Source organism: Iodobacter arcticus, from assembly GCF_042664895.1.
Taxonomy (GTDB): domain Bacteria; phylum Pseudomonadota; class Gammaproteobacteria; order Burkholderiales; family Chitinibacteraceae; genus Iodobacter; species Iodobacter arcticus.
The window spans coordinates 295,607-307,226 of sequence record NZ_JBHTBQ010000006.1 but is presented as its reverse complement, the minus strand read 5'-3'; the positions used below and the strand labels follow the sequence as shown (position 1 = coordinate 307,226).

The window sequence follows — 11,620 nt, the reverse complement described above, 5'->3', positions numbered from 1 at the left end:
GCCTTGAAATCGAGCTTCTCCCATGTAAAACATAAGGTAGAGCCGACTTTATAGGGTGTGCAAGTCGGTTTTCTTGCGCACCGCTTTCGGTGCTCCGACTTAGTCGTTGTACACCCTATAAAACTGAATTGGGTTTACGCCCCGCTAAGGCCTCTAAAATCGCCAACTCGTCATCGCTATGATCACGAAGTGGCGATTGTTCTATGCGGCCTTTGGCATCCAGCGTATGCGCTTTATGCTGGCTGGCTTTTACCCGAAAGCGTTTGGCTCGCTGGTGCATCGGGCTTAAATCTACTTCGCCGTAACAGAGGCAAAAATAGGTGCTCTGCTCGCTGGCCTCGGCATAGAGGCCCGTGCCCCGTATCCCAGCCGTGACCGTTGGGGTAATAATTTGCTTATTCCCCTTAGCAAACACCGCCAGTAAAGCGCCACTGGCAAGCCGCAAGCCGCTGAGCAGCAGCCCTTTTTGCTCGAGCTGCAAAACACTATTAGCCCGCAGTAAATACACGTCGCCCTCTACCCTCACCACCAATTTTGAATCTACACCGGTACGTAACTGATCTCCTGCGGCAATAGGATCGCCTATTTTTAAAGGCTGATCATTGCGCCACGCCTGCCCTTCTAACAGCTTCACTTCACCTATGGACCCCGCCGCCCATGCAGGCATGGCCACTGTGGCGAGTAAGCCGCTCACTAAAAGTAAAAACTGCCTGCGCTGTAAACATAGATGCTTCATTTGCTTACTCCAAAAGTATGACTTTAACCATAGTCAACTTTCGGTAAGTAGTTCGGCATAAGTTATCGGGCATTTTTAAATGTAAAAGCATGTGAACTCGTAGGGTGTGCAAGTGTTTTTCTTGCGCACCGGCCCTTGGTGCGCAACGACTTCGTCGTTTCACACCCTACGAAAACGCATAATTGAAGAGTGCAGGATGTTATGCCCAAGTACTTAGTCTAAATTTAATTGCTTATTTTTTAGAGGGAAACGAAGCGCTGTGATTAACTAAAAAAGCCGCAGCTTCACCCCCCTTCAATAAAGGAAGAGAGAAGCATACGGCTTGCTACAAACGAATCACGCAGCTGTGATTTATTATTAATTCAAAACACTAATGCGCTCAACACTTGGTACAGCAAGCTTAGGATTTTTCTTGATATAGCTTTCTAATGCATCGATATCCTGAGCGCCGCCTTGCACGTCTTTGCCGTTTACAAACTCAAGATAGCCATCCCCACCACTGGCCATAAAGTTATTCACCGTTACGCGGTAGCTGGCTTTTGGATCAATCGCGACACCGTTAAGCTTGATGCTTGCGATATCGATTTTGCTGCCATTGGGCTTACTCTTACTCCACACATAGCTAAAGCCAGCTGACACTTGCATGATTTTGGCAGAAGTACCATTCCATTGTTGTTCAAGCACTTTATCAATTTGCTCGCCCGTCAAAGTCATCGTCACTAATGAATTACCAAATGGCTGCACAGCAAACAGCTTGCCGTAAGTCACTTTACCCTCAGCATCTGGCGTTAAATCAGCACGCACCCCACCCGGGTTCATAAATGCAACTTTCGAAGCACCTAAATCTTTCTCTGCCGTGGCAGCCAGCTGTGAATCAGCAATCACGCGGCCTAATACAGACTCACCTGCACCTACAGGATCAACCAATCTTGGCAGAGCACCAGCGACTGTTCCTACCACGCGATCTTTCAGTGGAGTTACCAGCTTCAGGAATTTTTCAATCAGGCTAGTTTGTGCAGGATCTTTAGCCACATTACGGGTAACGGCCAGATTATTAGCGCTCATTTTGCTAACGTGACCGGTTTTTGGATCAATCGTCAGATCGATATCCGTCACCATGCCGCCGTATTGATAGGCGCTGGTCACCAGCTTATCGTTAATGGTGCAGTTATAGGGCTTGTGAGTATGGCCTGAGATGACAATATCGATCGCTTTATCTAGTTTTTTAACGATATCCACAATCGGGCCTGCAATATCTTTACATCCATTAATTTGCGCATCAGCCGGAATTCCGCCTTCGTGCAGCAACACCACAATCGCTTCCACACCTTGTTTTTGTAACTCTGGCACCAGCTTATTGGCGGTTTCTACTTCGTCTTGAAACTCAAGCCCAGCTACACCCGCTGGGGTAACAATGCCGGGTGTGCCTTTTAAAGTCATGCCAATAAAGCCAATCTTTGCGCCCTTGAATTCTTTAATCTGGTAAGCAGGCAGAATGGTTTTGCCGGTTTTGCTATCCAGCACATTGGCGGCCAGAAATTTAAACTTTGCACCTTCAAATTTACCGTCGGCGCAGCCCACTTTATCAGCGTGGCAACCGCCATTTTGCATGCGCATTAATTCTGCGTGGCCGTCATCAAACTCATGATTACCTACTGCATTGATATCAAGGCCCAGAGCATTCATGGCCTCGATGGTTGGCTCGTCATGATACAGCGCCGAAATCATCGGGCTGCCACCAATCAGATCACCCGCTGAAACCACCACATTATTAGGATTTTTAGCTTTTAGATTTTTGATCCAAGTAGCTAGGTATTCAGCACCGCCCACAGGCTCTTTAATGGTTTTGCTTGGGTCTTTAGGATCAGGCAGGGTAAGGGTAATACCATCGGCCGCTTCGATATTGCCGTGAAAATCATTAATAGCAATCAACTTAACATCGACGGGTGCGGCAGGCACTACCACTTCGGTTGAATCAGAGTCATTACACGCAGTAAGGACCAGCGCAATGCTGGCCACGAGCAGGCCATTACGTAAATTCATGGGGATATCCTTAGGCAGGAAGCAAAAAGTTAGTAAGACTAATGAAGTTGCATGACAAAAACATAACAAATATATGACTAAATCATGACATCGCTAAGCTTACTCTACTCTTTCCCCATATGCTTTACTGTGCAGGCACCAAGAGCGCCATTTGCGCCTCAGATAAATAGCACCACTCGCCTTCAGGTAGATTCATTTCAGCCAGCTTTAAGCCACCAATCTCAGAGCGCCTCAGCCCCGCGCAATGATTACCTGCTGCGGCCAACATGCGTTTTACCTGATGATATTTGCCTTGCTCAAGCACGATTTCCAGCTCGTGCTCGCCTAGCTTTTTGCAATGCACAGCGGCCAGAGGCGCAGGCTCATCATTGAGCTGCACACCGGCGATTAACAACGCAACCAATTCATCACTTACCGGCTCGGCAGTGATGGCGACATAAACCTTAGGCACATGGCGCTTGGGGGATGATTGCGCGTGGATAAACGAGCCGTCATCCGACATCAGCAGCAGGCCAGTGGTATCGTGATCTAAACGGCCAACCGGCTGCACTTCACGCCAGTGAAATTGATCAGGCAGCAGCGTCAGCACACCGGGGTGGTGGCTGGGTTTACGCGAGCATTCAAAATTGCTGGGTTTATTCAGTGCAATATATACGTGCTCACGATAGGGCCAGCTTTCGCCAAAGATGGTGAGCTCCAGCCCCGTAGTTTCAAAAGCGAGCTTGAAGTTGCTAACGATTTCACCGTTTACGGCCACTTCACCGTCGGTAATCATCTCGCGACAACCCTTGCGCGTCCCAAAGCCCTGCGATTGCAGGATGCGATCTAATGTTAATTTGCTCATGGGCGAATTTTACCGGATACATAAGCGAGGACCAATAAAAAACCGCGTTTAGCTCAAGGCTAAACGCGGTTTTTAACACTAAGCTTAAAAACTTACTTACCGAATCCTTCAACTTGCATCGCCGTCATCGCCGCTACAGTCCCCCAAACGGTGTGAGCTGTTACTGTTGGATGCACGCTGTCTGCAAATAAATACTGGGTATCTGCATCTGCAGCAGTCAGCGTCTTTGCATTACAAACTAAGGCAGATACGCCTGATGGGGTAAGACTATTACACGCCAACTGATCTACGTTTACCAAATTCACTTTATATGTTTGATTAAAGGCCTGTGGATTATCAACGGCAGCCTTAACTAATGAAGCGGCATCAAAAATCACCAGTTTTTTATCTGCTACAGGCTTAGCCAACGCATTTTTCACGGCATCGTTATACGCTTTCGATACACCAGTTGCTAAAGCAGCAAACGCTGTGCCTTTAAATTGAGGAGTCACGCCCAGATCCGGCATATTTGAATACAGAATATGTGTGGCCCCTGCCCCAAGTAATTCACTTACGCGATCTGTGATGGCTTTGGTGTTCTTAGCAACTTCTGTATTTGCTGCAGCCTGAATGCCTGCAAGATCACCATATGCACCCGCTTTTGCTGCAGCAAAGAATGCGAGGAAATCATTCGGCCCACCTTGCAACAAAACAAGCTGGTTAGAATTAAAGCTTGTGCGTGCTGCTTTATATTTAGCAATCTGAGATTTAATAGATAAAGCTGTAGCCGACTGATAAGTCACCCCAGGAGCAACAGTCACCACGCCATCAACAATTTTCTGACCTTGTGCATTTACTGTCAGCTCTGCTTCAATCCTTGCACCGCCTTCTGCATAGGCATTGCCACCCAGAGAATAAACAACCCCCATCACACCCGGTGTACCGACTGGCTTGCCCAAGGCATCCAGCCCACTAAAGCTAACCTGACGATTGGCCGTCATATTCAGACCATAAGCAGAGGCAACCACATCTACCCAAACCGCACCTGGAGTAGGCTGATCAGGCTTACCTGCTTCCTTTTTAAGAGGCTTAGTTGTAAAGCGAAGGCCCAGCGCCTGATCATTTGTCAGATCAGCATCTGCCGTAGTCGGGTTATACGTGCCCACATCGCTCAGGCTATCACCAAAAGAAACCACTTCTTTAATATTGCGGGTATCCGCCGGGGTATTTGCATCTCCACCACCGCCACACGCAGCGAGCAGGGAGGTCAGCAGCAAAACAGCAAATGGGCGACTTGCCCGTGGCAGCGAAGAATTCATGTATATCTCCCGTCTTGTTATTAGGTTTACCGCAACCCAAAGCCCTATGCTCTGTCGTTGAGAAACGATCTTCATGCTACGAATCAAACAAATGTTTGACAAGCTAAACCAGCCTAGGACTATCCCTAAGTCAGGGCCAATCCTGTATAAATTACTGATAAATAGTTGATGCTTGTAAGAATAAAGCAACACCATTGTGCATCTGCAAAACATTCGCCAGATTGGCCTAGCCAGCCATTTCATATTGAATTGAATGATTTATCCCTCTTCTTTATCAATTACTGACCAACCCTAAAAACTTGCGTATCCTGACAAAAACCTACAAAAACATTCAGCGGATACAAGAGCCAAGCGGGAAGCAATGATGTATTTAAACGACAAACCAGCAAAACTCGCTTTCTTAAAGTAGCTGCAGATTAAATAAATACAATTTTTATGCCGATTTAAAGCGATATACGCCCGTCTACCCAAGCAAACGCCAATGACAGAATTACTCGCATTATTTATTGTTTCTTTAATTGCCAATACGCTTTCTGCCCTTGCGGGGGGCGGTGCGGGCCTGCTGCAATTACCTATTTTGCTATTTCTGGGTTTAGCCTTTCCTGTGGCATTGGCAACGCATAAAGTGGCCAGCGTAGCGCTGGGGCTGGGCGCTACTGTCAAGCACTTAAAAGCAGGCACGCTTAACTGGCGGTTTTCTGCCTTAGTGCTGGCGAGTGGCTTACCCGGAGTGCTGATTGGCACCCTGCTTGTTCTGCATATTCCTGAACACTGGACGTTATTGATTTTAGCTATCCTTACCAGTGGCTTAGGCCTGTACTCTCTATTCTCCCCAGCCCTTGGTCAGCAACAGCAAAGCCGCCATCGCAGCGGCTCAAAACTCTGGCTTGGCATAGCTGGCTTATTTTTTATTGGTGTACTGAATGGCTCGTTTACTTCCGGTACAGGCCTATTTGTTACGCTTTGGTTGGTGCACTGGTTTGGTATGGATTACAAGCAGGCCGTGGCTTACACCATGGTTTTGGTAGGGCTGTTTTGGAATAGTGCGGGGGCCATTTCGCTGGCTTTACAAGCTGGCGTGTACTGGCCGTGGATTCCTGTGTTGCTGCTGGCTTCTGCCCTAGGTGGTTATTTAGGTGCGCACTGGGGATTAAAGCAGGGCAATCAAATGATTAAACGCTGCTTTGAAAGCGTCACCATCCTGACTGGAATATCATTGCTGATTAAAGCGCTGCACTAAAGCATGCAAGCATTGCGCACCAAACAGAAACCTGCCTAACTCACAATAAAGAACCGAGTCATGCTACCTATTGAGTTTATTCCAGAATACAAACACCTAACACTCAGCGCCAATAGCCTGTGCTTAGCTTTTATCGGCGATCAACTCTTGGTTTATCCCGATGGCAGGTTGCCTGTGGCAAGTGATTTACCACCGCACGATGGCGCAGAAATTTCAGTGCAAATTGGCAGCGTAACAGAACAAGCCTGCGTGTTAATGGCTTGGCACAAAGACACACCACATGCTGCTGAGCTGCAAGCCATAGGCCTACGTGCGGCTTGGGGATTAATCGAAGAAAGCCATTATTGGATTGCCGCCCGGGCGCAGCAATTACTAACCTTTGACAGGCAGCACCGCTTTTGTGGCTGCTGTGGCACGGCCACAATACGGATGAGCAGAGAAACCGCCAGAGAATGCCCAGCCTGCCTGCACCGCGCGTATCCCAGAATTTCACCCGCGATTATGGTACTAATCAAAAAAGATCAGCAGCTGCTTTTAGCCCGCTCCCCTCATTTTCGCCCTGGTGTTTACAGTGCACTGGCTGGCTTTGTGGAAGCCGGAGAAAGCTGTGAAGAAGCTATTTTTCGCGAAATTTATGAAGAGGTAGGGGTAAAGGTCTCCAACCTGAGCTGGTTTGGTAGCCAAAGTCATCCTTTTCCGCACTCTTTGATGCTCGCTTTTATTGCAGATTATGTTTCAGGCGAGATCATACCCCAAGAAGGAGAGATCGAAGATGCGCAGTGGTTTAGCCTGGAAAACCTGCCCGAATTACCCAGCAAGGCCAGTATCGCCTATCACCTGATTCAAGCTGGCTTAGCAAAAATCAGCACTGCTGAAGCTTAATCTCACCATGAGCCAACGAGTGCAATGAGCTGGGTTGCACCCCTCCTACATTATTAGACAGCGCATAAGCACTACGAAATAGACGGGAGATTTATCGTGTCTGAAACGATTTACTATCACTTTAGTGATTTAGAAAGCATAGACCCAGCCCCGTTTATTGCAGAACACGCACTGCTTAAGCAATTTAACATCAGCACGCATGATGAACGCAGCAAACTCATCCAAGCCCTGTTTGCCAAAGCAGAACAAGTGACGATTTATCCACCGCTGTATTTATCACGTGGCTGGGAAGTTGAACTTGGGCGTAAAGTGATGATCAATTTAGGTGTAAGCATTTTAGGCGGTGCGCCGATCAAAATTGGTGATCACAGCCTGATCGGCCCGCATGTGCAGATTATCAGCGTGAGCCACCCAGTCGATCCTACCGAGCGCCAGCAATGCGCCTTTACCGCCAAACCTGTCCGCATTGGCCGCAATGTATGGATAGGTGCGGGGGCAATTATTTGCCCAGGCGTTTGCATTGGCGACCATAGCGTTGTAGGTGCCGGGGCGGTGGTGACGCGTGATGTGCCACGCTGCACTCTGGTAGGCGGCAATCCAGCACGCATCATCCGCACACTAAAAGAGCCAGACCCTGCAACACTTTATCGGGATAGCCCATGAAACTCTGGAATGCGCTCAGCGCTGTTTTTACCCGCAAACCAGCAGGCCCCGCCTGTGATCCGGCCCTACTTACTGCTTTGGCAGACAGCGCCAACCCGCGTATTAAGCTCGCCAGCCGTTATCAAACACGCCTGCAAAATGCTTACGCGATTGCCTATTCCTGGAGCGGCCGCATCGTGGCAAAGCTGCCAGAGCCAGTGGAGTTATCAAGCCGTAGCTGGAACAAGCAAACCCATGCCCACGCAGCTTTTGGCACCGCCGAAAGCGTGCAAGAAACCATCAGCCACTCCGAGGAAGTCAGAAACTGGTTTGCACTAAACCCGCTTGCCGATCACGCTTATGCTGTTCTGGTTATGCAAAGCCAGTTACAGCAGCGCTATGGCATGGAAGTCTGTGGCGATAATATTCGCCAAGATGTAGCCCAGCAGGTACTGGTTTGCCGTGGGCAGCAAATCAGCCAGGTGGCTGGTAACATCGCCGATTTACAAGAAAAGCTAATTGGCCGCTTGCTCAAGCTACTTGCCAGCCACGCGGCCTGGCATATCGAAGCCAGAGAGCAATTTAAACGCCAGCTTGAAGCCGAGCTAAATGAAGTAAGAATAAGCTGGCGCTATTGCAAACCAACCGAGCCACGCCATGCCGCGCTCACGCAGGAAGTCGATAAATTATCCACAGAATTTAACGCCTGCCGCAGCGCCTTGGAGCCCGATGCCCTGCTCGCCCTACTAGAAACCTCGCTCACCGATGCCAATAGTCATCTCAAGCTGGAAATCCAATCATTAAAACTCAATAAAATGGGTGTACTCAGCCAGGCAGAAGACGCCGCAGAAATGACGCTCTGCCATGTTTTAGTCGAGCGCGGTCAATGGCTGGATCGCACCGTGCTACCCGTTAAGATATTACGTAGCGATGTGATTACGCCTAAAGACTTTAGCCAGCGGCTGGATGAGGTGCTGTTTTAAAGCGCCCGTGTAAAAACCAAAGATCTGTAGATACTAAGCTCAATGAGAGCACGAAGAGCACAGAGAAAGAACGATCAAGCCTATCGTGCTCTCTGTGGTTCAAGCTTTTGCCAACTCATTGTTTGCAAACCAATCGCTCAGAAAATCAATCAGCACCCGTAGCTTGGCAGGTTGAGGCAGACGTTGTGGGTAAACCAGATACAGCGATTGGGCGGGCAGACTAAATTTGGGCAAAAGCTGCTGCAACTGACCGCTGGCTAAATCCCCGGCAATTAGGTAATAAGGCAAACACACCGCCCCCGCACCATCCAAGGCCAGATTCCTTAGCAAACCATAATCGCTGATTCTTAGCTCCGCCTTGATATCTACTGCGTGCAATTCCTTGCCGCGATTAAAAACCCAGTGGCAGGGATCTCGAAAATGAAAGTTAGCAAGGCAAGGCCAAGCCAGCAAATCACTGGGCGAGACCAGCTCCGGCAGGCCAGCGATACAAGCAGGGGAAGCAACGAGGCAAATCTGCACCGACACTAAGGGCTTCGACACCAGCCGCTCATGCCCCAAATAGCCAGATCGCACCGCCAGATCATAACCATCGGCCTCTAAATCTCGCGGTTCGCGGCTCACATCCAGCTCTACTTCCAAGCGCGGATATTGCTCCCTTAGCGCCATTAATATCTGCGACATAAATACCCCACCAAAACTGGTTGGCACGGTGATACGCAATAAGCCTGCCACTTCTTCACGCAAAGCGAGTACTGCCTGCTGGGCGGCCGAAACCTGCGCTTGCCATGATAAACAATGCGCCAAATAAACCTTGCCCGCCTCGGTGAGATTGAGTTTGCGGGTGCTGCGAAAAAATAGCGCAACTTTTAGCAAATTTTCTAGTTGCGATACCTGCTTGCTGGCATAGGATTTAGAACAGCCCAAAATTTCTGCCGCCCGCGTAAAGCTCCCTTGCTCTGCCACACAGGCAAAGGTATTGGCCCAAATCACTTGCTGGCTGATTGTTTCCATAGCGGCAACACTTGATTGATTATTCAGCTAATTATCATTGATTAAAGATTGTTTATGCTAGTGGCTATACACAATCAAGGCTAATCAAAGGCCAATAGCCTACTTAGCAAACCCATCATCACAGAGAAAAACTATGAAAATCCTTGTTATCGGTGCCAATGGCACGATTGGCAAAGCCGTTGTTGCAGAGCTAGCAGCACGCCACGAAATCATTACCGCGGGCAGAAGCAGCGGCGAATATCGAGTTGATCTAAAAGACGCAGCCAGCATCACCGCGCTGTTTAAAGAAGTAGGAAAAGTGGACGCGGTGATCTCTGCCGCAGGGAATGTACACTTCGCCCCGCTGGCCGAATTTAGCGCGGACCATTACGCCATTGGCATTAACGATAAGCTAATGGGACAAGTTAATCTGGCGCTGGCCGCACAAGGCGCATTAAATGACGGCGGCTCCATCACCTTAACCAGCGGCATTTTAAGCAGCGATCCGATTCGCTTTGGCAGCAGCGCCAGCATGGTAAACGCCGCCATCGACGGCTTTGTCCGCGCCGCAGCGATTGAATTACCGCGCGGCCTGCGCATCAACAGCATCAGCCCCACCGTATTGCAAGAAGCCCTCGAAAGCTACGGCCCCTACTTCCGTGGCTTTGATGCCGTACCCGCCGCCAAAGTAGCACTGGCCTATAGCAAAAGCGTAGAAGGCGCACAGACTGGGCAGGTTTATACGGTGAATAACTGAAGTAATCCAGCAATCATCTTTTTAGTGCCTCCGGCACGTTGATTTCGGTGCGGGCGTCCCGCTGGACCTTCCTTTCTTGTGTGGCCAAGAAACGAAGCCAAGCCACAAACTCAAAAACACGAAGGCCCCTGCTGCGGTCCAATCGAGTCGGCGGCGGGCGGGATTGGCTCGCTGCCTCGCTCCCTGGCCGAAACCCCGCCCCGCTTGTTCCTCACTCCGGCGTGTTTCAAAGGGAGATTTAAGCCCCGTGCCATTAGGCGATACGAATCCTAACACTGGGTTTTGAAATACTTAAAACCTATAAAACACCTTAATTCAAGCTTTGTTTTTCTCCGTGAAACTCCGTGTTCTCTGTGCCCTCCGTGGTTCAAGACTTGGGTTTTCGATCCCCCTTACACCTCTTCCACACTATATCGCTCACCACCCTGAATCTCAGAAGCCACCAGCCTTGCAATCGCTGCCGCTACATCTTCTGGCTGGCGCAATAAGCCCTGCTCCTTGCGGGCAATAAAACGGCCTACATCGGGGAATTCTGCTGCTGTGCGCGAGCGGATTTCGGCTTGCATGGCAGTATCCATGACGCCGGGGTCAAAATTAATACAGCTCACCGGATGCGCCATCGTGCTTTGCTCTACCGCCAGCGCCCGAATAAAGTGTTCCAAGCCTGCTTTGCTCGCACAATACAAAGACCAGCTGCCATAGCCGCGAATCGCTGCACCGGATGAAACTTGCAACACGGTTTTACGCGCAGGCAAATCGCCAAAATGGCGGATAAACGCTGCAATAATGCGGATAGCCACATTGAAATTCACATTCAGATTAGTAGCAATGGCCTCATCACTTAAAGTGGCAACCGGGGCCAGCGGGCTGACCATGCCGGCATTATTGATTAGCAGCACCTCTTCCCAAGTTTGGCTAGCTAGCTGAGAAAAATGCCCATCAACCAGATTCGCTGCATTATTTGCCGCCAGATCAATGCTGATATGACCTGCAAGCTGGCCACTGCGCGAGAACTCACACACCTGCCAGCCTTGGGCTTGATACAAATTGACCAGCGCCGCGCCCAAACCAGCAGATCCGCCGGTGATACAGAGTAATTTCATGTTTTTCCTTAGAGGTTCTGCTGAAAACAATGGATAAGCTAGATCTTGAATTACAAAAATATGGAGCTCCGCACTTTATGTAGGGCGGGTGAAACCCGC

General features: G+C 49.4%; 11 protein-coding genes. 5 read left to right on the top strand and 6 right to left on the bottom strand.

The annotated features are described in order from the left end of the window. Window positions 1-115: 115 nt before the first annotated feature. From ACFQNF_RS04180 to ACFQNF_RS04165, 4 genes are all read right to left on the bottom strand, one after another. Window positions 116-736 carry a FecR family protein gene (locus ACFQNF_RS04180; protein ID WP_380186320.1) on the bottom strand — a complete coding sequence of 207 codons (621 nt, stop codon included), beginning with the start codon at window positions 734-736 and terminating at the stop codon, window positions 116-118. Between the two features lie 357 nt (window positions 737-1,093). After that, entirely contained in the window at window positions 1,094-2,779 is a 1,686-nt protein-coding gene (locus ACFQNF_RS04175; protein ID WP_380186318.1) for a bifunctional metallophosphatase/5'-nucleotidase, read from the bottom strand. Between the two features lie 124 nt (window positions 2,780-2,903). Continuing rightward, complete coding sequence (locus ACFQNF_RS04170; RefSeq protein WP_380186316.1) at window positions 2,904-3,623, bottom strand: pseudouridine synthase; 720 nt, start codon at window positions 3,621-3,623, stop codon at window positions 2,904-2,906. A 92-nt stretch (window positions 3,624-3,715) separates the two neighbouring features. Continuing rightward, window positions 3,716-4,921, bottom strand: coding sequence for an SGNH/GDSL hydrolase family protein (locus tag ACFQNF_RS04165; protein ID WP_380186314.1), 1,206 nt, complete (start codon window positions 4,919-4,921; stop codon window positions 3,716-3,718). A 481-nt stretch (window positions 4,922-5,402) separates the two neighbouring features. On the opposite strand from ACFQNF_RS04165, the gene ACFQNF_RS04160 reads away from it, so the two are divergent. The 4 genes from ACFQNF_RS04160 to ACFQNF_RS04145 all read left to right on the top strand — a co-directional run bounded on the left by ACFQNF_RS04160 (window position 5,403) and on the right by ACFQNF_RS04145 (window position 8,668). Then, complete coding sequence (locus ACFQNF_RS04160; RefSeq protein WP_380186312.1) at window positions 5,403-6,161, top strand: sulfite exporter TauE/SafE family protein; 759 nt, start codon at window positions 5,403-5,405, stop codon at window positions 6,159-6,161. A 60-nt stretch (window positions 6,162-6,221) separates the two neighbouring features. Next, a complete protein-coding gene (gene nudC / locus ACFQNF_RS04155; RefSeq protein WP_380186310.1) occupies window positions 6,222-7,043 on the top strand; it encodes an NAD(+) diphosphatase in 822 nt (273 codons plus the stop codon). Between the two features lie 96 nt (window positions 7,044-7,139). Next, the gene (locus ACFQNF_RS04150) at window positions 7,140-7,706 is read left to right on the top strand and encodes a sugar O-acetyltransferase (RefSeq protein ID WP_380186308.1); all 567 of its coding nucleotides are present in this window, start codon (window positions 7,140-7,142) and stop codon (window positions 7,704-7,706) included. Next, the gene (locus ACFQNF_RS04145; protein WP_380186306.1) at window positions 7,703-8,668 is read left to right on the top strand and encodes a hypothetical protein; all 966 of its coding nucleotides are present in this window, start codon (window positions 7,703-7,705) and stop codon (window positions 8,666-8,668) included. The genes ACFQNF_RS04150 and ACFQNF_RS04145 overlap by 4 nt, the downstream gene beginning before the upstream one ends. 99 nt (window positions 8,669-8,767) lie before the next feature. On the opposite strand, the gene ACFQNF_RS04140 is transcribed toward ACFQNF_RS04145, so the two are convergent. Beyond that, entirely contained in the window at window positions 8,768-9,682 is a 915-nt protein-coding gene (locus ACFQNF_RS04140; RefSeq protein ID WP_380186305.1) for a LysR family transcriptional regulator, read from the bottom strand. A 73-nt stretch (window positions 9,683-9,755) separates the two neighbouring features. Between ACFQNF_RS04140 and ACFQNF_RS04135 the strand changes: the two genes are divergently transcribed. After that, window positions 9,756-10,418 (top strand): short chain dehydrogenase, encoded by a 663-nt coding sequence (locus ACFQNF_RS04135; RefSeq protein WP_380186461.1) that lies wholly within the window; start codon window positions 9,756-9,758, stop codon window positions 10,416-10,418. Window positions 10,419-10,810: 392 nt separating this feature from the next. Here the strand turns inward: ACFQNF_RS04135 and ACFQNF_RS04130 are convergent, their stop codons facing one another. Beyond that, window positions 10,811-11,521 carry an SDR family NAD(P)-dependent oxidoreductase gene (locus tag ACFQNF_RS04130; protein ID WP_380186303.1) on the bottom strand — a complete coding sequence of 237 codons (711 nt, stop codon included), beginning with the start codon at window positions 11,519-11,521 and terminating at the stop codon, window positions 10,811-10,813. Between the last annotated feature and the right edge of the window lie 99 nt (window positions 11,522-11,620).